The sequence below is a fragment of the Tardiphaga sp. 709 genome (assembly GCF_032401055.1).
Taxonomy (GTDB): domain Bacteria; phylum Pseudomonadota; class Alphaproteobacteria; order Rhizobiales; family Xanthobacteraceae; genus Tardiphaga.
In genome coordinates, this window is record NZ_CP135529.1 from 5,675,277 (window position 1) to 5,695,888 (window position 20,612).

A 20,612-nucleotide genomic window follows, 5' to 3' on the forward strand; every position below is an offset into this window, starting at 1 on the left:
TTAAGTCGAAATCTGCAAGAGATAAATCTGGACCCGGATCGGTCCGGATTCGAAGTCTTTTGGATCGATAATACTCGTTCGCCGACCCAATGCCTGAAATGCCGCCGCTAGTTTCTCGACGCGCGATCTATCATTGGTGACATACCCGATAAGATGCTTCCCCTCTGCGACAGCAGCAATACGCTCAGCCGGGATGTCGACCTGATCCATGACGCCGTCCGCGAGGAATGAGAACCCCGTCGCTCTGATAGCGCTTGCCATATATTTCAGCTTTACGACGCTCTGCGTTCCAACACATCCAGCGCCGGCCGCTATGTCCTCATTCATGTCCCCCCAGAGAAAGACGCTACTGAAAGTGTAGCCACGCTGTCTTAGATAACGATGCGAGTTGTCGACGATGGTCGTGATATGGTGACCGATCTGACAGGAACTCGGCATGAAGATATTGATCCACGGATACGATAAGGCGAGCCCGTAGGATAGGGCGGCTACGAAGACCAGACCTCCCAGTATCCGTCGGCCGGCCAAGAGGGCCGCGCCCAAAGCCAGAGCAAAGAACGCCGCCGAAAACAGGAACGTCGTGTTGTGTTTCCACAGTGCCAATAGTGGCTGCGGGATGAGGATCGGCGCGATGAACAGAGCGAGCGTGGCGAGTTTCCATAGAACTGCCTTCGTTCCCACTTCTGGAAGCCTGAGCCATATTGCCGCCGAAGCGGCGATTGCTCCATTCAAAGGCAAGACGATCGGGTAGGCGAAATAGCCCCAGTCCAGCGCGGTCTGGCCAGCGGTTTGCCAGCACAGCCAAAGTATCCAAGCGTACAAAAATCCAATTGCCAGAACGACAGCGTTCCGTTCTTTCGTCGTCGCTTCGGACTTTCGAAGAGCGACACAGGCACAAACTGCAACGGCCAAAATCATGCCCCCGGTGAATTGCCCTAAATGCACCGCCGTCCAGTACCAACCCGTGGTCCAAGGATTCCACCAGGCCTTTTGCTGTGAGCTGTCTTTCACGAAAGAAGATGCCAGGTTGAATATCTTCATGAAGAAGAAGAAATCGCGGCCGACAAGCCAGTTCACAAGTCCCATAAATGCGGTGAGCGCAATGGCTCCAAATATTGCTAGCATCGCGGTCGGCAATATTGACGGAATTCGGCCGAACCGCTCGCGATAACAAAAAACGTACTGAGCAATCAGGATGGGCGCGAGGTTGACGAAAACGATATTGGTATGAACGGTCGCGGCGAAGGCTGCGCCAGTGAGAAATAGCCCAAGGGGTCTGTAACCATCCTGTGCAGACCTGATCGTCATCCACCAGCTCATGGCGAATAGCGGACCTGCCAGGGTGTTCTGATAGTCAGCGCCGCCGCTGGCATGGGCGAAATAGTTTGACGCAAAGAATGCTGCTGCAATGAAAGCAGATGAGCGCCCAACCAGCCTTGAAAAAGCTGCGTAGAGAAATGACGAGCCGGCAGCGAGCAGGCTTATTTGAAGAAGCCAACTCGCCGCCGTTGGGGAGAAGAAGTTTCTTACGACGAACTCGAGCCAGATCCAAGGAAGGCGTGCGGCCTTATAATAATCGTTATGGAAATCCGGCCACAGATAGCTGAGGCCATACCCGTGATAATACCACGGATCGAGCCAATCATAAGAATTAAACATCCAGCTGCTGTTTATCAGCGCTTGGAAAAGTGGAATGGAACAGATCAGCGCGACATCAAATATCACCTTAGGGTGAGACAAATTTCTCGACCATGTGAAATTATTCCAGCGCCTGCGTTCGAGCCCGTCACGCAGTGAAATACTCATTCAAGCTCCAATCAAAGATACGGCAGATGGTTGTGCAACCGACTTTAGCGCGCTGGTCTTGGAAAGAAAGCAGCCGCTTCCAATTTGTGTTGATTAGCCAAGCATATGCTGCGATTTCGCTCCAAATCTGCTGTTCTATGGTTTCGCTGGACGGACGAGGTTGTGCGGCGTCACGGTGATGACACTTTGAGAGCCTTGGAGCAACGTCGGAGAGGTCTGTAAATAGCCGTTGGAGGCCGGCACGCACCGCCCCTGACCAAAGTCAGTCCAGGCCCGCTCCCGGCACGCTTGAAGTCTCACGAAAATCCCCGCACAATAGAACCAATGAAAAATGGCGGGCATCCAATGCCCGCCGGTCTCTACAGGGAAGAAACCAATGTCCAAGTCGATCAGGGCCACAGCTGCGCTTGCAGCCGTGCTCGCCAGTGCGCCCATCCTCTCATCGGCCACATCGCCGGCCATCGCCTGGGAGCCCACGAAGCCCGTCGAAATCGTCGTTGCAGCGGGCGCCGGCGGCGCCTCTGACCAGATGGCGCGCATGATGCAGGCCGCGATCCAGAAGAACAATCTGATGAAAGCGCCGGTGGTGGTGTCGCTCAAGGGCGGGGCCTCCGGCGCGGAAGCGCTGATCTACATGAAGTCCAGCGACGGTGACGCCAACAAGGTGCTGATCGCCTATTCGCTGATCTACATGCTGCCGCTGTCGGCCAAGATTCCGTTCAACTGGCGCGACCTCACACCGGTGTCCGTCGTCGCGATGGACCAGTTCGTGCTGTGGGACAATGCGGGTGGCGCCAAGACGGTGAAGGAATTCATCGCGGCGGCCAAGGCTGCATCGTCGCCGTTCAAGATGGGCGGCACCGGATCCAAGCGTGAAGACCATGTGCTGACCGTGTTCATGGAAAAGCAGACCGGCGCCAAGTTCTCCTATCTGCCCTACAAGTCGGGCGGCGAGGCGGCGACGCAGCTGGTCGGCAATCACACCGAAGCCAACGTCAATAACCCCAGTGAGAATCTCGAAGTCTGGCGCGCCGGTCAGGTGCGCGCGCTCTGCGTGTTCGACAAGGAACGCATCTCCTACAAGACCAAGGTCACCGAGACGCAGTCGTGGAACGACATCCCGACCTGCAAGGAAGAGGGCCTCGACGTGCAGTATCTGATGCTGCGCGCCATGTTCCTGCCCGGCAAGGTGACGCCCGAGCAGCAGGCTTTCTATGTCGACCTGTTCGAGAAGGTGACCAAGACGGCCGAATACAAGGACTACATGGAGAAGCAGGCGCTGAAGCCGATCTTCCTGAAGGGGCCGGAGATGCTCAAGTTCCTCGAAGAGGACGATGCGCTCAACAAGTCGCTGATGACCGAAGCGGGATTCGTGGCGAAGTAAGCCACGAATGTCATGCCCCGCGAAAGCGGGGCCTCCAGTAAACATCGACAGCGAGAAAGCCACTGACGGTTCCGCATACTGGATCACCCGCTTTCGCGGGTGATGACAAGTTTCTTTGATGTACGAGTGTGCATCCTTTCTCCATCCTCAGAAACCATGCCAATGTCCAACACCGACCTCGAAATCATCGTCGAAGATCCGACCGCTCCGGAGGACGACTCTCCCTCCGTCGTCAGCACGCGCACCATCGAGATCATCGTCTCGCTGGTCTTGCTGGCACTGGCCATCATGCTTGGCTTTGACAACTGGCGCACCGGCATCGCCTGGGATTCCACCGGCCCTCAGCCCGGCTACTTCCCGTTCTATCTCTCGGTCATTCTCGGCGGCGCCAGCCTTTACGGGCTGATCACGACCTTCTTCGCCCGCAGTGGCGGTTCCGGCACTTTCGTCACCCGCGCACAATTGCGGCGCGTGGCGCTGGTGTTCATTCCCACCGCACTGTTTTGTCTCGCCACGCAGTTTCTCGGCATCTATGTCGCGAGTTTCGTGCTGATCGCCGGCTTCATGCGCATGGTCGGCAAGATCGCGCTGTGGAAGTCGCTGCTCACCGCCTTCGTGTTCACCGCGATCATGTTCGTCACCTTCGATGTCGCCTTCGACGTCATCATGCCGAAGGGGCCGATCGAGATCGGCTCTCGGTCGCTAGGACTTTAACTATGGAAGCCTTTGGATTGTTGATGCACGGCTTTGCCGTGCTGATGACCTGGAAGATCATCTCGCTGATGGTCGTCGGTCTCGTGCTCGGCATCTTTGTCGGCGTGCTGCCGGGCCTCGGCGGCCCCAACGGCGTCGCCATCCTGCTGCCGCTGACCTTCACCATGGATCCGACCTCGGCCATCGTGATGCTGTCCTGCATCTATTGGGGCGCGCTGTTTGGCGGCGCCATCACCTCGATCCTGTTCAACATCCCCGGCGAGGCGTGGTCGGTGGCCACGACCTTCGACGGCTATCCGATGGCGCAGCAAGGCAAGGCTGCGGAAGCGCTGACGGCGGCATTTACCTCGTCCTTCATCGGATCGCTGGTAGCGGTGATGCTGATCACATTTCTGGCGCCGATGATTTCATCCTTCGCGCTGAAATTCGGCCCGCCGGAATTCTTTGCGGTCTATCTGCTGACCTTCTGCTCCTTCGTCGGTCTCGGCCGCGAGGCCAAGCACAAGACCGTCATCTCGATGGCGCTGGGCCTGCTGATCGCCGGCATCGGCATGGACACGGTGTCGGGCAATCTGCGCATGACCTTCGGCTCGGACAATCTCCTCCGCGGCATCAACTTCCTCGTCGCGGTGATCGGCCTGTTCGGCATCAGCGAAATCCTGCTGACCATGGAAGAACGCCTCGCGCTGCGTGGCCACGCCGCCAAGATCAGCCTGCGTACGGTGCTCAAGGTTTGGATGGATCTGCCGAAATACTGGGTGACGCTGCTGCGCTCGTCGGTGATCGGCTGCTGGCTCGGCATCACGCCGGGCGGCGCCATCGCCGCGTCCTTCATGGGCTATAATCTCGCCAAGCGCTTCTCCAAGGATCCCGAGAGCTTCGGCAAAGGCCGTATCGAGGGCGTGTTCGCGCCGGAGACCGCGGCGCACGCCTCTGGCACCGCAGCGCTGCTGCCGATGCTGGCGCTGGGCATTCCCGGCTCGGGCACTGCAGCCATCCTGTTGGGCGGCCTGATGGTGTGGGGGCTCAATCCCGGGCCGTTGCTGTTCGTCGAGCACAAGGACTTCGTCTGGGGCCTGATCGCCTCGATGTATCTCGGCAATGTGGTCGGCCTCGTCATCGTGCTGACCACTGTTCCGGTCTTCGCCTCGATCCTGCGCGTGCCGTTTGCGGCGGTGGCGCCGATGATCGTGGTGTCCTGTGCCATCGGCGCCTATGCGATCCAGAATGCGATGTTCGACATCTGGCTGATGCTCGGCTTCGGCGTGGTCGGCTATGTCTTCAAGAAGATCGGCATTCCCCTGGCGCCATTCACGCTGGCGCTGGTGCTTGGCAGCCGCGCCGAGGATGCATTCCGCCTCGCCATGATCGGCTCCGGCGGCAGCGTCGGCGTGTTCTGGTCCAATGGCCTCGTTGGCACCATCACCACGCTGGCGATTACGCTGCTGTTCTGGCCGGTGATCGATCGTGCCTTTGCGGCCGTTGCACGCATCTGGCGGCCGACGCCGGTGACGACGTAAGTCGTGCTCGCGCCTGGCTGGATGGAGGCCTAATCCGGCAGTGACGGCTGCGCGAGATATGCCAGCAGCTTTATCTCGCGGCGTCCGCGGGTGACGGTGTCAAGCACGAGGCCCGACGAAAATGAGAGCACGCCGACGATCATCAGGCCGGTCGAGAGCACGGCGGTGGGCAGCCGAGGCACCAAACCTGTTTCCAGATAAGTGACGGTGACGGGAATCGCGAGGCCGATGGAGACGATGCCGAAGAAGAGGCCAATTGTGCCGAAGAAGCGCAGCGGCTTTTCCGAACGATAGAGCTTCATGATGGTGCCGAGGATCCGGAAACCGTCCTTCCACGTGCTGAGCTTGCTGATGGAGCCCTGCGGTCGCGCGAAATACGGCGTTTCGATTTCAGCGACCGGCAGTGCGAGCTGCAGCGCATGAACGCTCAGTTCAGTCTCGATCTCGAAACCATCGGACAGCACCGGGAAGGATTTGACAAAGCGTCTCGAGAATACGCGATAGCCTGACAGCACATCCTTGAAGTTCTGACCGAACGTCATTGACAGAAAGCCGGTGAGCAGTGAGTTACCGGTACGGTGGCCAAGGCGATAGGCAGCAACCTGCTGCTCAATGCGGCGGCCCACCACCATGTCGAGGCGATCGTTTAACAGCGCTTCGATCATGGCTGGCGCGGATGTCGCGTCGTAGGTCGCATCGCCATCGACGAGAACATAGACATCGGCATCGACGTCACCGAACATGCGGCGGACGACATGACCCTTGCCTTGACGGGGCTCGCTGCGAACAACCGCGCCCGCCTGCGACGCGACTTCACGTGTGCGATCTGTCGAGTTGTTGTCGTAGACATAGATCGCGGCGGCGGGCAGTGCCTTCCGGAAATCGTTCACGACTGTTGCGACTGCGATCTCTTCATTGAAGCAGGGGATCAGGATAGCGACGCGGTGCGGTGCGGTCATGGAGCTTTCCGGCGGGTTCGAGGCGCAGCACGATCTCCGATCGACTGCACCCGGACGAAGATTTGCTCCCGATTAATGCAGCCTATGACGTTAATTTTCACAGTATTTGACAGCTCGCCGCCTCAGACCACCTTGCCTCGTCGCAATTCGGCGATCTCTTCGGCGCCGAAGCCGAACTCGGCGAGTAGCTCCTCCGTCTGCTCGCCGACTTCCGGCGGCCGCGCAGCCATGTGGCTCGGCGTGCGTGACAGCGTGAAGGGCTGACCGACCAGCGTGATCTTGCGGTTCTGGTCGTTGGGAACGTCCTGCGCGAGGCCCAGATGCCTGACCTGCGCATCCGCGAACATCTGGTCGACGGAGTAGATCGGACCGCAGGGCACGCCGGCGGCATTGAGGTCGTTGACCCATTCCTCGGTGGTGCGCTTTTCGGTGCAGGCGCTGATCGCGGCGTTGAGGGCGTCGCGGTTCTTCGAGCGGGCAGGGCCGGTGGCGTAATCAGGATGGGTGATCAGTTCGGGGGCGCCGATCGCCTGGGCGCAGCGCTCCCAGATCTTGCCGCCGGTGGTGGCGATATTGATGTAGCCGTCGGAGGTCTTGAACACGCCGGTGGGAATGCTGGTCGGGTGGTTGTTGCCGGCCTGTTTCGGCACGTCCTGCTCCATCAGCCAGCGGGCTGCCTGGAAATCCAGCATGAAGATCTGCGCTTGCAGCAGCGAGGTCTGGACCCACTGGCCCTGGCCGGAGACGTCGCGCTCCAGCAGCGCCGTAAGGACGCCCAGCGCGCAGAACAGCCCGGCGGTGAGATCAGCCACGGGAATGCCGACCCGCATTGGGCCCTCGCCAGGGGCGCCTGTAATGGACATCAGTCCGCCCATGCCCTGGGCGATCTGATCGAACCCCGGCCGCTTGTGATAGGGGCCGTCCTGACCGAAGCCCGAAATGCTGCCATAGACGATACCGGGATTGATCGCCTTCAGGCTCTCATAATCGATGCCGAGTCGGGCCTTAACATCCGGGCGAAAATTCTCGACCACAACATCGGCTTTCTCGACCAGCCGCTTGAACACTGCGAGACCGCGCGGGTCCTTCAGGTTCAGGGTCATGGCCCGCTTGTTGCGGTGCAGGTTCTGGAAGTCCGAGCCCTGCCGGGGCCCCCCGGGCTGCTCGGAACCGGCGTCGTCGCTCAGCGCATCGATCTTGATGACATTGGCGCCCCAATCCGCGAACTGCCGGACCGCTGTGGGGCCCGAGCGGATCCGGGTCAGGTCGAGCACGGTAAAGCGGGAGAGGGCCTGCGAGGCGCGCGGGAAGGGCATTCAGAGGGCTCCGTGGGGCGGGAGGTCGGAAGGTGCCTTACCTTTCGCGCAAACCGGCAGGCTTGTCATGCCCCGGAGCGGCATGGGGTGGCCTGCATCCCCGGTAAGCTGTGCGAAAATCCTTGGGACCGGAACGCTATAAATGGTTGCAGTTTTGGAGGAGCTCGCGTGATCGCTTGAGCATCCGCATAACTGGTTGAATACTCGGGCAGTATTTGGAGTTTTGCGTATGTTTGAAGGTATTCTGCTTGGACTTATCCTTTTGTGGTCGGCTATACGCTGGCAATGCGGCTGATGGCCCGGAGGGCGGACGTGCTGCATGGCCAGTTCATTCAAGTGGACCAGCGCATCGCGGCAAGCTGTAGCTATACGCGCTTGTAGTCATCCTCGATCCGGACGATGTCGTCCTCGCCGAGATAGCTGCCGGTTTGTACTTCGATCAGCTCCAGCGGAATCTTGCCGGGATTTTCCAGCCGGTGGATGGCACCGAGCGGAATGTAGATCGACTCGTTCTCGTGAACGATCTTGACGAGTTCGCTGATAACCACTCTGGCTGTACCGCGCACCACAATCCAGTGTTCGGCGCGATGGTGATGCATCTGCAACGACAGTCTCTCGCCCGCTTTCACCACGATACGTTTGACCTGATAGCGCGCGCCATCCACGAGTGATTGATACGACCCCCACGGGCGATGTACCTTGAGATGGTCTTCAGTGACTTGTGGTGCGGCCACCCTCAGCTTCGTAACGAGGCGCTTCAGGCCATTGGCATCCTTTTGGCGCGATACCAGGACCGCGTCCTGCGTCGCCACCACCACAAGATCGTCGACGCCTTCCAGTGCGACCACCGGGCCATCGCTCGCGACGTGACAGTTGCGCGAGTCCTCGAACACTGCGACGCCCTGTGCAGCATTGCCCTGCGCGTCTTTTGCAGAGAGCTCCCAGACCGCAAGCCATGAACCAACATCCGACCAACCGCAGGACACCGGCACGACGGAGGCCCGTGTGGTCTTTTCCATCACCGCATAGTCGATTGAGATCGACTTCGCCTTGCCGAAGGCGCGGGCATCGAGGGTGAAGAAGCCGAGGTCACGCCCGGCCTTCTCGATAGCCTCAGCGATGTTTTCAACGCTATCCGCATCAACGTTGCGATATTCGTCCAGCAGCATCGCCGCGCGGAACATGAAGTTGCCGCTGTTCCAGAGATAGCCGGCCTCGATATAGCCGGTTGCTGTTGCGAGGTCGGGCTTCTCGACGAATTTGGATACACTCTTCACATCGCCAGCGATCGGCCGTCCCGGCGAGATGTAGCCGTATTCCGTGGCCGGCCGTTCCGGCTTGACGCCGAACGTCACAATATGACCGCTATCGGCGGCGACCAGTCCCTGACGGCAGGCAGCAACGAAGGCGGGCGTGTCCGTAACGACATGGTCGGCGGCAAGCGCCAGTACCACAGCATCTTCGTCGCGTGTCTGCGCGAAGGCGGCGCCAGCTGCGATCGCCGGTCCGGAATCGCGGCGCGTGGGCTCGAGCAGCACATCGGCGTCGAGCCCGATCTCATCGAGCTGCTCACGTACCATGAAGCGATAGGAGGCGCTGGTGATTACGATGGGACGCTCGAATAAAATGGGGTCCGTGACACGCAGTATCGTATCCTGAAAGGTCGAGCGGGCTCCGAACAGAGGCAAAAACTGCTTCGGACGTCCTTCGCGCGATGACGGCCACAACCGGGTTCCGGCTCCGCCACACATGATCAGGGGAATAATGCGCTTGTTCATCAGTTACCGGGCCTTTATCGTCATGCCGTTGTCGGAAACCTTCATCCGGCAAAGCCGTCGCATATCAACGACCGGCCATGCCCTCGTCAATGGAACGGAAGCCCGCTCAGGAAGCCTGCGGTGAGCGATCGGGGACTGAGTGCAGCGGCGTTACCAGTCTCTCCGGTGACTCTATCGGCTGGGTCAATGCAGGGGGGCGTGGCGATCCGGTCGGGTAGACGTCAGGCGGCGGCCAAGGCGGATCGAGGGTTCCTCAATCAGCTTGACCGACAGCCAGGCGACCGGGATCGTCAGCAGGATGATAACAAGAGAAGTCGCTAGTCCGACCTCAATCGGGCGAGCTACTGCCCATGGCTGGCTGCGCAGATAGTGGCAGATGACTTCGAGAAAGACGACGTTGAAGAGATAGAAACTGTAGCTGATTCGTCCGAGAAAGACGGATACGGGTCTTTCAAGGAAAACGCCAAATGAGCCGCCCTTGCCGTAATAGAGTGCGGTCACCAGCGCTGCCGCAGCGACGTGCTGAAGGGTCGATCTGAAGATGATCACAATCAGAAGAGCCACGAGCCAGCCCCACGACGGCAGGCAACGCGCGATCCAGGCGCCAGCTCGTGTTGGGATCAGCGCGCCGAGTGCGAAGCAGACCCAGAATTGCTTGAAGTACATCATGTAGGGTTTCAGCCAGGCGGCCTTGAAGATCACAACAAGGGCGAGCGATATGGCAAACAGGCCCCATTCGCCGCCCAGCCGGAACCCGGCATAAGCGAGCAGAAGAAAGATCGCTGCAATGAACTCGACGTTCAACGTCCAGGTCGCACCGTTGATCGTTATTTCGTAGAGCGTAGCATTCAGGAGAAACCTGTCGAATGAGACAGGAATGCCTGCGGGGGGAAACACGACTGCACAAGCGACAAGGCAGACGAACAGCGCGGGATAAATACGCAGGAAACGGCGCACCAAAAACTTAAGCGACATCGGTGCGAAGCGTTCAGTATTGTTCCGCAAGCTGTTGAAGAGAACGGCTCCGCTGAGAACAAAGAAAATAACGACTGCTGTCTCGCCGTTGAATAGCTTGAGTACGATCTTTGTCGCACGCCCGTAGGTGTCATCGATCTTTAGAATGCTCTCATAGAGAATGCGGGAAATCTGGGTCGGGTCGATGCCCAGAATGGTATGGAACACGACGACGACGAGAGCTGCGTATCCTCTAAGGCCGTCCAACTGGTTGTTCCGGTTGGTGTCCAATGGAGCTGCAGGCGCATTCGATTGCATTTATAAAGTACTCGATCCGATGTACTGGGTGCGGACGGTGTGATCAGACTTTTATTCCGGGGCCATAGTGTCAAATAGGATGGCCCGAAAGGTATTAGACACTTATGCGAAGCATTGTGCTAGGCGCCACCGGCGTCGTCGGGGGATACATTGTCGAACAACTGCTGCAGGCCGGGCAAATGCCGTTTGCATTGTCGCGTTCGCCGCCGGCGCAAGATGCCCGCAACGTGTGCTGGTTTCGCGGCGATCTAACCGACCTTTCGGCACTGGCTCTCCCTGATTTTTCCACAATATACTGTACCGCCCATGCGGGCTCGCTCGCCGCCGGGCTCCCTCATCTGGTAGGTCCGAGCGTTCAGCGCCTCGTGCTTTTCACATCCTCCAGCGTCGTTACCAAGCTTAATTCCGATGTGGCATACGAGCGTGAGGGACTTCAACGGCTGGCTGCAGGAGAGGCGGCGACGATTGCGTTTTGCGAAGAGCGAGGCATCGCATGGACGGTTTTACGCCCGACCATCATCTACGATGAAGGACGCGATGCGAATATTTCGCGACTTGCCCGGTTGATAGCGAAGTTCGGTGTACTGCCCTTGGCGGGGTGGGGAGCAGGACTACGGCAACCGGTGCACGCGCAGGACCTGGCCGTTGGTGCGCTTCAAGCCGCAGCCAGTCGGGCGGCTTGGAACAACACCTATGCGCTGCCGGGGGGAGATACGATCAGCTACCGCGAAATGGTGGGCCGGATCTTTGACGGACTTGGGAAGCCGCGACGGATCGTTCCGGTGCCGGTGGCGCTTTGGCGGGTGGCTTTCTTCTTGCTGCAGCGCTGGCTCCCGAATGCGAACGCCTCCATGGGAACCCGGATGTCGAAAGACATGACTTTTGACGCTAGGCCCGCGCGTGAGGATTTCGGTTGGAATCCACGCGGTTTTCGTCCGCGCTTCGATAACCTGTAGCGATACAACATGCGAGGGTGAGCGAAGTCATGTTTGCGCGCCTAGGCGCTCAGACAATTTCCTTGTCGAACGTATAGGCCTCGATCATATCGTCGACCGGGCCGATCGCTCTAACTTGTCCTTTGTCCATCCAGATCGCCTTGTTGCACCAGCGTTTGCAAATCTCCGGGCTGTGGGATGCCAGCACAAGCACGTTGGCGCTTTCGACAAAGGATTCGATACGGTGTTGAGCCTTTGCAAGAAATCCCGCATCGCCGGCGACGATCCATTCGTCCATCAGCAGGATTTCGGGCGCGAAGCAGGTGGCAACGGCGAATGTCAGACGCGTCATCATGCCCGATGAGTAGGTCCTGACCGGAATATCCAGATAGTCGCCGAGTTCCGTAAACTCCACGATCTCGGCGATCCGCTCTTCAACCTGCTGAGCCGTCAGGCCGAGGATGAGTCCTCGTAACCTGATATTATCATAGCCGCTGACCTCGCCGTCGATTCCGAGGCTGATGTCAAACATCGGAGAGATGCGTCCCTGGGTCCGTACGATGCCCGCAACAGGCTCATAGATGCCGGCCATCACACGCAGCAGAGTTGTCTTTCCTGCGCCGTTGGAACCAATTAGTGCCACGCGGTCGCCGGCCTCGATGTTGAGCGTCACATTCCGCAGCGCTTCGACCGAGATCCGCTGATTGGCGTCGCTGGCGAGCTGTCCGCCAGAGCCGCGAAACAGTAGGCTTTTTTTCAATGAGCGAGAACCGCCATGATAGATCGGAAATGAAACACTGACGTTGTCGAGCGCGAGCAACGTCTCATTTGCGGATGTGCTTCCGGCGATACGCATGACTGTCAGACCCAGTAGGAAATACGTGAACGGAAGCGTGTGAAGAACGCACCCGCAACAGTCAGATTGATCGCCGTGATCAGTAGAACGGCGACGTAGTTTTTCATGGATGGTGCGGTGCCAAGCAGCGGCGCGCGAACGATCTCGATGAGATGGAAAAACGGATTCAGGTCGGCAACGAAGGCCTTGTTCTTCAGTAGCTCCGGCTTCCAGAAAATCGGGGTGATGAAAAAGACAATCTGAACCATCGAATTGATGAGCTGCGGAATGTCACGGAAGCGCGCCGACAGCATTCCGATAAACATGGTGGCGAGCGCGCCGTTGAGCACGATGAAGAACAGTCCCGGGATCGCCAGCAACATCACGGGCCCGGGCCAGATCTGAAAGTACAGTAGCACGCCGAAGTAGATGACGAAGTTGTGAGCGAAGATGACGAACTTGCTCCAGGTCGATCGATAGACATAGACCGTGTAGGGCAGCCGGATCTGCTTGATGTAGGACTCGGCGCCCGTGAACAGGGTGCCGCCCTCGGTCAGAAAGCTGGACAGGAACGTCCAGACCAGAAGTCCCACGCAGAGGAACGGAAGAAATTCGTCGATCGGCGATTTGAAGAGCTCGGCATAGACGACGCCGAGCGCGACCACCATGATGGCCATGCTGGCCGTCAGCCAGAACGGTCCCAACAGCGATCGGCGATAGCGCTGGAGGATATCGTTCCACCCGAGCCGCACCCAAAGCCGCCACATCCCGAGTCCCGATACGATGTCTTCGGTCGCGGTCGACAGTGCGTTGTCGCCGCCGCTGTGGCTGACAACGGGGGCGTTTGAACTGCTATGTGCGTGCAGCGTTTGTGACATGTGTAGAGATACCCGATCTTTCGTCATCGCCCCGAGCGACGCTGGCGAACTGCATCTTCGTAGACGTTTTTCATGCGGGAGAGAAACCGCTCCCGGCCATATTCTTCGTGTGCCCGCTTGCGACCGGCATCGCCAAGACGCTTGGCCAGCGAGGGATCGTCAAGGATACGTTCAAGCGCCGACGTCAGGTCTGCAACGTCATCGACCGGCACGGTGATGGCTTCCTGACCATCCCTGGCGACGTGCGGAACGGCGGTGGGGAGTGCAGTATTCACGATGGGCAATCCGGCCGCCATCGCTTCAAGTTGGACAATACCAAACGCTTCAGCGGGTGTCACCGAGGGGAACGCGAAGACGCGTGCGGCATACAGATGGGCCTTAACCTCGCTGGTTGGTATCCGGCCGGCGAATGTCACACGATCCGCAACTCCCAGTCTCAGTGCCATCTGTTCGAGTTCGCTGCGCAGTTCGCCTTCGCCGATGAGTACAAGCTGCGCATCAAGGTCGCTAAGCGCTGCAATCAGATGCTTAAATCCCTTATAGGGGACAAGGCGGCCGATTCCGAGGATCATCCGAGGATACCGTTGCCTCAGCTCCTGCGCGCGGGCCTGCTCTTCAGCCGTGCAACTGCTCCAGGCGTCAACGTCGGCGCCGTAGGGAACGACGACCCATTTCTCGCGGAAGCTTGCCAAGATCGGTGAGCTTTGCGCCGTCGATTCATGGCTGACGACGATTTTATCGGCCCGGCGCAGCGTCGCCATGATCGCCGGCGTGACCAGCTTGCTGAGCAGCGAAAAGCCGACGATGTCGGCGTGCCAGTAGACGATCAGCGCCGTGCTTGCGGGCAGATGGGCAACTGCCAGGTCCGAGAGCGGGAAGGGAGCATGATGGACGACAACGTCGCAGGACTTCCCGCGCTGCAGCAGTCGAAGTGGAAATGTTGGAGCCAATGGCGTCGAGAAAAACGTTCCGAGAGACGTCACGGCTTCCACCGGCACGCCATCATTCTCGTATTCGCGTGACAAGCCCTTGCGGCGAGCGACGAGGATAGCGTTGTCAACCTTATCGTGTGGAAACTTGCACAGCTCGGCGATCACGAATGGGATGCCGCCATCCACGTCGGGTCGATAGATCTTGTAGCTGTGAAGGACTTTCATGATGAGATGTTTCAGTCGGAGACGGACTATCCTATCCGAGGGACGTCCGCCACGAATGGCTTCAGACAGAGCGGAGCGAAAAGGGAGGCGTCTGTTGCAGGGACCGCGCGGGGTCTAGAGCCTCTATGACGATCGAGAGTGCTTCGAGCCATGTGCCGAAGCGATCAGCCGTCATTCCCGGCGCGTGAAGTAGCGGAAGCCGTGGGTCTTGATCAGCTCGTCACGCTTTGCGAGCTTGAGATCTTCCGTCATCATCTCGGTCACGAGTTCTTCGAAGGTGGTCTTCGGATGCCAACCGAGCTTCTGCTTGGCCTTCGAGGCGTCACCTAGCAGGGTCGCAACTTCGGTGGGACGGAAGTACCGTGGGTCGACGGCAACGATGCATTTCCCGGATGCGGCATCGTAGCCCTTTTCATCGACGCCGGTGCCTTCCCACCGGATCTTGAGATCGATCGCGGCGGCCGCAAGGTCGACGAAATCACGCACCGAATGCTGGACACCGGTCGCGATCACGAAATCTTCCGCGGTCTCCTGTTGTAGCATCAGCCACTGCATTTCGACGTAGTCGCGGGCGTGTCCCCAGTCGCGCTTGGCGTCGAGATTGCCGAGATACAGCCGCTCCTGGTGACCCAGGTGGATGCGCGCGAGTGCGCGCGTGATCTTGCGCGTGACGAACGTTTCGCCGCGCAGAGGGGACTCGTGATTGAACAGGATGCCGTTGCAGGCATAGATCCCGTAGGCCTCGCGGTAATTGACCGTGGTCCAGTAGGCATACAGTTTTGCGATTGCATAGGGCGATCGCGGATAGAAGGGGGTGGTCTCCTTCTGAGGAATTTCCTGTACCAGGCCATAGAGTTCCGATGTCGATGCCTGGTAGAAGCGGGTGGTCTTCTCACGCTTCACTATCCTGATAGCTTCGAGCATGCGGAGCGCGCCGAGCGCATCCGAATTGGCGGTGTATTCCGGCTCCTCGAACGACACGGCCACGTGGCTCTGGGCCGCGAGATTGTAAATCTCGTCAGGCTGCACCTCGGCAACAATCCGGACCAATGCAGAGGAATCCGTCAGATCGCCATAATGCAACGTGAGGTCGAAATTCTGCTCGTGCGGGTCGAGATAGAGATGGTCGATCCGATCAGTATTGAAGAGCGAGGCTCGCCGCTTGATGCCGTGCACCGCATAGCCCTTGGCCAGCAGGAGTTCCGCCAGATAGGCGCCATCCTGGCCGGTGATACCGGTAATCAATGCGGTTTTAGAAGACATGGTGCAAGCCGCTCTGCTAAGGGAGATTGGGTCTCAGATTGTTGCGATGGGAGCTGTCGACTGCAACCCCAGTGAATAGTCAATTTGCCAGTCAAATCAACTATTTTGATCGGACCGGCACGCCTTAGCATGGCGATCAAATCCCATGCAATCCCACTGATTTTTTACCTGTGAGCATATCCGCGGAGCCCATAAGCAGGTAAGCCTTCGCGGTAGATTGTGCGAATTTGAGGGCGGTTGGGCCGGAGCCTGTCCGCGATCCGGAATACCGAGAGAGACGATGTCGTCCCAATTTGAAACTGTGTACAGGAACCGCAAGGTACTGGTCACCGGCCATACCGGATTCAAGGGGGCTGGCTGTCCAGCTGGCTGCATCTGCTCGGTGCCGATGTCTACGGCATGAGCCTCGAGCCGGACACAACTCCCAACCTGTTCAACGCGATAGGTCTTGGCGATCTGATGCATTCGGAGATCATCGATATCCGTAATGCTGCCGATGTCAGGCAGGCCGTCGAGGCCTGTGCACCGGAAATTGTTTTTCACCTCGCCGCGCAGCCGCTGGTCCGCAAGTCCTACAGCGACCCAATTGAAACATTTGCGACGAATGTCGTTGGCACTGCGGCTGTGCTCGATGCCTGCCGACAATGCGGCTCAGTGAAAGCGGTTGTCTGTGTGACAACCGATAAGGTCTATCTGAATAAGGAAGAAAATCATCCTTATGTCGAGGGCGACAGGCTGGGCGGGCTCGACCCCTACAGCGCCAGCAAGGCCTGCGCGGAGCTGGTCGCTTATGTGTACCAGCGCAATTTTCATCGCGCTGGTGGCGTGCCTCTGATCGCGACAGCCCGTGGCGGCAATGTTGTCGGGGGTGGGGACTGGTGCGCGGACCGGATAATCCCGGACATAGTGCGCGCGCTGGCCGCGCGGCAACCGCTGAAGCTGCGCAATCCTGCCGCCGTCAGGCCCTGGCAGCATGTTCTCGAACTGTGCGAGGGCTATTTGGAGCTGGGCGCGCGACTGTTTGCCGATGAGCGCGATATTGCCGACGCCTGGAATATCGGCCCGATGGCTGAAAGCACACTGACCGTCAGCGAACTCGTCAAGCTGGCCTTGGCGTTATGGAAGCTGCCCGAGCATCCGGTGGAAGTGGAGCGCGCGGCGCTGCACGAGGCGCAATTGCTGCGCTTGAATATCGAGAAATCGCTCCAGCGCCTGAACTGGCGACCGCGTCTCGCGGTCAAAGACACGCTGACGTGGACCGTTGATTGGTACAGGGATTACTATGAAGCTCCTGCGCGCGCACGCGATATGACATTCGCGCAAATCAAGTCGTTCCAGAACATGATGGCGCCGAACCGTTGACCCATTCCGGCGCAGTTCTGATAACCGGAGCGACCGGCTTCATCGGTCGCCACTTGGCCCGGCATCTTGCGGGGCTGGGCTATGCCGTCACCTCGCTGCAGCGCTCCGATACCCCCGTCGATGGTGTGAGCGCGACTATCGTAGTGCCGGAATTCGAGCCGTCGGCCATTGCGCATGCCTTGTCCGGCCAGTCCTTCGATCTCGTGTTCCATCTGGCTAGCTATGGCGTCAACCCTACCGAGCGCGACGCAGAGGCCATGTTTCGGGTCAATGTCGATGTGACGCGGAGTGTGGTGCAGCAGGCCAAATTCTGCGGGGCGAAGGCTGCGGTCATCAGCGGCAGCGGGGGCGAATACGACCTCGCGGGCGTCACCAGTCCGGTGACGGAGCAGCAGCCTCTCGAAACATTCAAGCTGTACGGGGCTTCCAAGGCCGCCGCGAGCCTCTGCGCGCTGGCCATGGCGCGAGATCTCGGTTTGCCCCTTGTCGTGGGGCGGCTGTTTGGCGTATTTGGCCCCGGAGAAGCGCCGCACCGGCTGCTGCCCAGTCTGGTGAATAGTCTACAGAACAATGAGCGCGTGCGGCTGTCGGCGGGCTTGCAGCGCCGGGATGCGCTATATGTCGACGATGCAGTTGCGGCCCTGATCGAACTGGCGCTGTGCGTCAAACGAGAGCCGCAGGTCGTCGTCAATATCAGTTCGGGGGATGCGCAGACGGTGCGCGCGTTTGCCGAAATGGTCGCGGACACATTGCAGGCGCCGCGATCCCTGCTTGGTTTCGGCGATATCGACACCAGGCCGGACGACGTTGCCTGTTTTGCAGGCGACCCGCAGCGCCTTTTTGAGCTTACGGGCTGGAAGCCCGCTCACACATTAGCGAGCGGGATACGTGCGGCAATCGACGGTATGACAATTCGAGCGAGAACATGAACGGTACTGCTGAGCAAATAAAACGGCGGCTGATTTCTATCTCGGTACCCGTTCTCAACGAAGAGGGAAATATCGACCAGTTGATCCTGCGTCTGCAGGGCGTTGCCCGCGATAATCCCGCATATGATTTCGAGTTCGTCGTCACCGACAATGCCAGCACCGATGAAACATTTGCGAAGCTCGCCGAACATGCGGTAGCAGAAGCTCGGCTTCGCGTGTTCAAGTTCTCGCGTAATTTCGGCTTCCAGCGCTCGATCCTGTTCAATTTGCTGAATACCCGAGGCGATGCCGCCGTTCAGGTCGATGCCGACCTGCAGGATCCGCCCGAACTGATCACGCAGTTTCTCGAGAAGTGGGAGCGCGGTTTCAAGGTCGTTTATGGCATCCGCCGTAAGCGCAAGGAAAATCTCGCGTTGCTGTGGGCGCGTAAGATACACTACCGGCTGCTGCGAATGCTGAGCGAAGTCGAAGTCCCTGTCGATGCGGGCGATTTCCGCCTGATCGATCGTTCGGTCATCGAGCACCTACGCAGCTTCGAGGATCGGTCGCCATATCTTCGCGGAATCATCGCGTCGATCGGCTATGCGCAGGCCGGCATCGTCTATGACCGTGCAGAGCGAACCGTCGGCAAGAGCAAGTTCAATTTCTTCAAGCTGCTGACGCTATCGATCGACGGCGTGTGCAGCCAGTCGACGAAGCCGCTGCAATACATCACGATGTTCGGCTTCGCGGTCTGCGGCATTTCAATCCTGCTGATGGTCGCGTATCTGATTGACTATATCTTCACCAGCGGAACCGATCCGCGCGGCTTTACGACGCTAGTTCTCCTGACCTTGGCTTCCATCGGGCTGAACGCAGCCTTCGTCGGGTTGCTCGGTGAATATATCGGCCGAATATTCAGCACCGTACGCGGCGGTCCCGTTGCAATTGTCTCCGACCGCATCGATTCCTTTGCTATCGAGCATGAAGAGAACATGGAGATTCGATCCAAATGAAGGCCATTATTCTCGCCGGCGGATTGGGCACCAGACTCTCGGAGGAGACCGATCTCCGGCCAAAGCCGTTGGTCGAGATCGGCGGCCGCCCCATTCTGTGGCACATCATGAAAATGTATGATGCCGCCGGTATCCGGGATTTCATCATCTGCGGCGGATACAAGGCCTCGATGATCAAGCGCTACTTCGCGAACTATCGCCTCGAAGAAAACGACATCGAAGTCGACACGTTGACGGGAAGCATTCGATACCTGTCGACGTCGGTGCAAGAACACTGGAAGGTTACCGTCATCGATACCGGTCTTGAAACAATGACCGGTGGGCGCCTTCAGAAAGTTCGTCATCTAGTGAAAGATGAAGCCTTCTGCGTGACCTATGGCGACGGCGTTTCGGACATCGACATCGCAGCGCTGATCGACGCGCACAAGAAGCACGGCAAGCTGGCTACGATCACTGCCGTACCGAGCCCGGGTCGCTTCGGCATTCTCGACATCAATGCAGGTGGCGGCGTTGATGAATTTCTGGAGAAGCCGCATGCGGAGATGGGCTGGATCAACGGAGGCTTCTTCGTTCTGCAGCCGGAAGCGCTCAATTATATCGAGGATGAGACCACGATCTGGGAGCGCAAGCCGCTCGAGAAGCTGGCCAAGGACGGACAACTGGTCGCGTACCGACATTCCGGGTTCTGGAAACCCATGGATACGCTGCGCGACAAGCGGGAACTCGAGCAGCTTTGGTCCGAGAATCCTCCGTGGAAGAAATGGTCGTAGGATAACGCCATGAGCGCCCCAGAATTTGATCCCTATAGCAACGACTACAAGTCCCTCGTCAACGAATCGTTGGCGTTTTCGGGGCTGGACGTCGATTACTTTACGCGGGTTAAGGCAGAGTATCTGAAGGACATTCTGCTCAAGACCTTCGGCAAGACAGAGGTCGACGTGCTAGACCTCGGCTGCGGGATCGGAAATTATCACGCACTGCTCCGGCCTTCGCTCCGGTCGCTTGCGGGCATCGACGTCTCGAGCGAAAGCATCAAGATCGCCACGACCAGAAATGCCGATGTGAACTACAAGGCGTTCGATGGCTCGGATATTCCGTTCGCGGAGAACTCGTTCGACGTCGTGTTCGCCGTCTGCGTGTTTCATCATATTCCCGTCGCGGCGCGGGCGGCGCTGATCGAAGACGCCAGGCGCGTGCTGCGCGATGGCGGCATCTTCGTCATCTTCGAGCACAATCCCATTAACCCGCTGACGATGCGCGTGGTCAATCGTTGCGTGTTTGACAAGGACGCTATTCTTCTGAAGAGCGCTGAAGCCGAAGGGTTGCTCGCGAATGGCGGCTTCAAGGATGTCCGGTCGCGCTTCATTCTGACCATCCCGTCATTCAACAAGGTAACGCGCATGCTGGATCAGTCGTTCGGAAGGCTCCCGCTGGGTGCTCAATATTTCTCGATGGGCCACGTTTGATGCTAATGCCGAGTGCGGCTGATCGTCGCCGTCTTGGTCTGTT

General features: G+C 58.8%; 18 protein-coding genes. 9 read left to right on the forward strand and 9 right to left on the reverse strand.

Annotated elements, in window-relative coordinates; genetic code table 11:
* The gene (locus tag RSO67_RS27365) at positions 1 to 1,806 is read right to left on the reverse strand and encodes a hypothetical protein (protein WP_315841402.1); all 1,806 of its coding nucleotides are present in this window, start codon (positions 1,804 to 1,806) and stop codon (positions 1 to 3) included.
* A gap of 376 nt (positions 1,807 to 2,182) precedes the next feature.
* Here RSO67_RS27365 and RSO67_RS27370 point away from each other — a divergent pair, with 376 nt between their 5' ends.
* The 3 genes from RSO67_RS27370 (at position 2,183) to RSO67_RS27380 (ending at position 5,424) form a co-directional block, all read left to right on the forward strand.
* Positions 2,183 to 3,190: a tripartite tricarboxylate transporter substrate binding protein gene (locus tag RSO67_RS27370; RefSeq protein ID WP_184514932.1), complete on the forward strand. Its 1,008-nt coding sequence runs from the start codon at positions 2,183 to 2,185 to the stop codon at positions 3,188 to 3,190.
* Between the two features lie 162 nt (positions 3,191 to 3,352).
* A complete protein-coding gene (locus RSO67_RS27375) occupies positions 3,353 to 3,904 on the forward strand; it encodes a tripartite tricarboxylate transporter TctB family protein (RefSeq protein WP_315841403.1) in 552 nt (183 codons plus the stop codon).
* 2 nt (positions 3,905 to 3,906) lie between these two features.
* Positions 3,907 to 5,424 carry a tripartite tricarboxylate transporter permease gene (locus tag RSO67_RS27380; protein WP_315841404.1) on the forward strand — a complete coding sequence of 506 codons (1,518 nt, stop codon included), beginning with the start codon at positions 3,907 to 3,909 and terminating at the stop codon, positions 5,422 to 5,424.
* A gap of 29 nt (positions 5,425 to 5,453) precedes the next feature.
* On the opposite strand, the gene RSO67_RS27385 is transcribed toward RSO67_RS27380, so the two are convergent.
* The 4 genes from RSO67_RS27385 to RSO67_RS27400 all read right to left on the reverse strand — a co-directional run bounded on the left by RSO67_RS27385 (position 5,454) and on the right by RSO67_RS27400 (position 10,749).
* The gene (locus RSO67_RS27385) at positions 5,454 to 6,383 is read right to left on the reverse strand and encodes a glycosyltransferase family 2 protein (RefSeq protein WP_315841406.1); all 930 of its coding nucleotides are present in this window, start codon (positions 6,381 to 6,383) and stop codon (positions 5,454 to 5,456) included.
* A gap of 122 nt (positions 6,384 to 6,505) precedes the next feature.
* Complete coding sequence (locus RSO67_RS27390; protein WP_315841407.1) at positions 6,506 to 7,699, reverse strand: CoA transferase; 1,194 nt, start codon at positions 7,697 to 7,699, stop codon at positions 6,506 to 6,508.
* Between the two features lie 365 nt (positions 7,700 to 8,064).
* On the reverse strand, positions 8,065 to 9,477 hold the full coding sequence (locus RSO67_RS27395) for a mannose-1-phosphate guanylyltransferase/mannose-6-phosphate isomerase (RefSeq protein ID WP_315841408.1): 1,413 nt from the start codon (positions 9,475 to 9,477) through the stop codon (positions 8,065 to 8,067).
* 183 nt (positions 9,478 to 9,660) lie between these two features.
* Positions 9,661 to 10,749, reverse strand: coding sequence for an acyltransferase (locus RSO67_RS27400; RefSeq protein WP_315841409.1), 1,089 nt, complete (start codon positions 10,747 to 10,749; stop codon positions 9,661 to 9,663).
* Between the two features lie 104 nt (positions 10,750 to 10,853).
* On the opposite strand from RSO67_RS27400, the gene RSO67_RS27405 reads away from it, so the two are divergent.
* Positions 10,854 to 11,705 carry an NAD-dependent epimerase/dehydratase family protein gene (locus RSO67_RS27405; RefSeq protein WP_315841410.1) on the forward strand — a complete coding sequence of 284 codons (852 nt, stop codon included), beginning with the start codon at positions 10,854 to 10,856 and terminating at the stop codon, positions 11,703 to 11,705.
* A 49-nt stretch (positions 11,706 to 11,754) separates the two neighbouring features.
* Here RSO67_RS27405 and RSO67_RS27410 read toward each other — a convergent pair whose 3' ends face one another.
* The 4 genes from RSO67_RS27410 to gmd all read right to left on the reverse strand — a co-directional run bounded on the left by RSO67_RS27410 (position 11,755) and on the right by gmd (position 15,817).
* Complete coding sequence (locus tag RSO67_RS27410) at positions 11,755 to 12,540, reverse strand: ABC transporter ATP-binding protein (RefSeq protein WP_315841411.1); 786 nt, start codon at positions 12,538 to 12,540, stop codon at positions 11,755 to 11,757.
* Between the two features lie 5 nt (positions 12,541 to 12,545).
* Complete coding sequence (locus RSO67_RS27415) at positions 12,546 to 13,286, reverse strand: ABC transporter permease (RefSeq protein ID WP_315844377.1); 741 nt, start codon at positions 13,284 to 13,286, stop codon at positions 12,546 to 12,548.
* Between the two features lie 134 nt (positions 13,287 to 13,420).
* Entirely contained in the window at positions 13,421 to 14,554 is a 1,134-nt protein-coding gene (locus tag RSO67_RS27420) for a glycosyltransferase (protein ID WP_315841412.1), read from the reverse strand.
* Between the two features lie 171 nt (positions 14,555 to 14,725).
* A complete protein-coding gene (gene gmd / locus RSO67_RS27425; RefSeq protein ID WP_315841413.1) occupies positions 14,726 to 15,817 on the reverse strand; it encodes a GDP-mannose 4,6-dehydratase in 1,092 nt (363 codons plus the stop codon).
* A 375-nt stretch (positions 15,818 to 16,192) separates the two neighbouring features.
* Between gmd and rfbG the strand changes: the two genes are divergently transcribed.
* From rfbG to RSO67_RS27450, 5 genes are read left to right on the forward strand one after another with little or no spacing between them, the layout of a single operon-like run.
* Positions 16,193 to 17,179, forward strand: coding sequence for a CDP-glucose 4,6-dehydratase (rfbG, locus tag RSO67_RS27430; protein ID WP_315844378.1), 987 nt, complete (start codon positions 16,193 to 16,195; stop codon positions 17,177 to 17,179).
* Complete coding sequence (locus RSO67_RS27435) at positions 17,176 to 18,108, forward strand: NAD(P)-dependent oxidoreductase (RefSeq protein ID WP_315841414.1); 933 nt, start codon at positions 17,176 to 17,178, stop codon at positions 18,106 to 18,108. Before rfbG ends, RSO67_RS27435 begins: the two co-directional genes overlap by 4 nt.
* Positions 18,105 to 19,103, forward strand: coding sequence for a glycosyltransferase family 2 protein (locus RSO67_RS27440; protein WP_315841415.1), 999 nt, complete (start codon positions 18,105 to 18,107; stop codon positions 19,101 to 19,103). Before RSO67_RS27435 ends, RSO67_RS27440 begins: the two co-directional genes overlap by 4 nt.
* Positions 19,100 to 19,873 (forward strand): glucose-1-phosphate cytidylyltransferase, encoded by a 774-nt coding sequence (gene rfbF / locus RSO67_RS27445; RefSeq protein WP_315841416.1) that lies wholly within the window; start codon positions 19,100 to 19,102, stop codon positions 19,871 to 19,873. The genes RSO67_RS27440 and rfbF overlap by 4 nt, the downstream gene beginning before the upstream one ends.
* A 9-nt stretch (positions 19,874 to 19,882) precedes the next feature.
* Positions 19,883 to 20,569 (forward strand): class I SAM-dependent methyltransferase, encoded by a 687-nt coding sequence (locus RSO67_RS27450; RefSeq protein ID WP_315841417.1) that lies wholly within the window; start codon positions 19,883 to 19,885, stop codon positions 20,567 to 20,569.
* The last annotated feature ends 43 nt before the right edge of the window (positions 20,570 to 20,612 follow it).

What these genes read in the sequence shown, in the direction of transcription:
- RSO67_RS27365 (WP_315841402.1), bottom strand. Translation starts at nt 1,806, where the DNA reads ATGAGTATTTCACTGCGTGACGGGCTCGAACGCAGGCGCTGGAATAAT.
- RSO67_RS27370 (WP_184514932.1), top strand. Translation starts at nt 2,183, where the DNA reads ATGTCCAAGTCGATCAGGGCCACAGCTGCGCTTGCAGCCGTGCTCGCC.
- RSO67_RS27375 (WP_315841403.1), top strand. Translation starts at nt 3,353, where the DNA reads ATGTCCAACACCGACCTCGAAATCATCGTCGAAGATCCGACCGCTCCG.
- RSO67_RS27380 (WP_315841404.1), top strand. Translation starts at nt 3,907, where the DNA reads ATGGAAGCCTTTGGATTGTTGATGCACGGCTTTGCCGTGCTGATGACC.
- RSO67_RS27385 (WP_315841406.1), bottom strand. Translation starts at nt 6,383, where the DNA reads ATGACCGCACCGCACCGCGTCGCTATCCTGATCCCCTGCTTCAATGAA.
- RSO67_RS27390 (WP_315841407.1), bottom strand. Translation starts at nt 7,699, where the DNA reads ATGCCCTTCCCGCGCGCCTCGCAGGCCCTCTCCCGCTTTACCGTGCTC.
- RSO67_RS27395 (WP_315841408.1), bottom strand. Translation starts at nt 9,477, where the DNA reads ATGAACAAGCGCATTATTCCCCTGATCATGTGTGGCGGAGCCGGAACC.
- RSO67_RS27400 (WP_315841409.1), bottom strand. Translation starts at nt 10,749, where the DNA reads ATGCAATCGAATGCGCCTGCAGCTCCATTGGACACCAACCGGAACAAC.
- RSO67_RS27405 (WP_315841410.1), top strand. Translation starts at nt 10,854, where the DNA reads ATGCGAAGCATTGTGCTAGGCGCCACCGGCGTCGTCGGGGGATACATT.
- RSO67_RS27410 (WP_315841411.1), bottom strand. Translation starts at nt 12,540, where the DNA reads ATGCGTATCGCCGGAAGCACATCCGCAAATGAGACGTTGCTCGCGCTC.
- RSO67_RS27415 (WP_315844377.1), bottom strand. Translation starts at nt 13,286, where the DNA reads ATGTGGCGGCTTTGGGTGCGGCTCGGGTGGAACGATATCCTCCAGCGC.
- RSO67_RS27420 (WP_315841412.1), bottom strand. Translation starts at nt 14,554, where the DNA reads ATGAAAGTCCTTCACAGCTACAAGATCTATCGACCCGACGTGGATGGC.
- gmd (WP_315841413.1), bottom strand. Translation starts at nt 15,817, where the DNA reads ATGTCTTCTAAAACCGCATTGATTACCGGTATCACCGGCCAGGATGGC.
- RSO67_RS27440 (WP_315841415.1), top strand. Translation starts at nt 18,105, where the DNA reads ATGAACGGTACTGCTGAGCAAATAAAACGGCGGCTGATTTCTATCTCG.
- rfbF (WP_315841416.1), top strand. Translation starts at nt 19,100, where the DNA reads ATGAAGGCCATTATTCTCGCCGGCGGATTGGGCACCAGACTCTCGGAG.
- RSO67_RS27450 (WP_315841417.1), top strand. Translation starts at nt 19,883, where the DNA reads ATGAGCGCCCCAGAATTTGATCCCTATAGCAACGACTACAAGTCCCTC.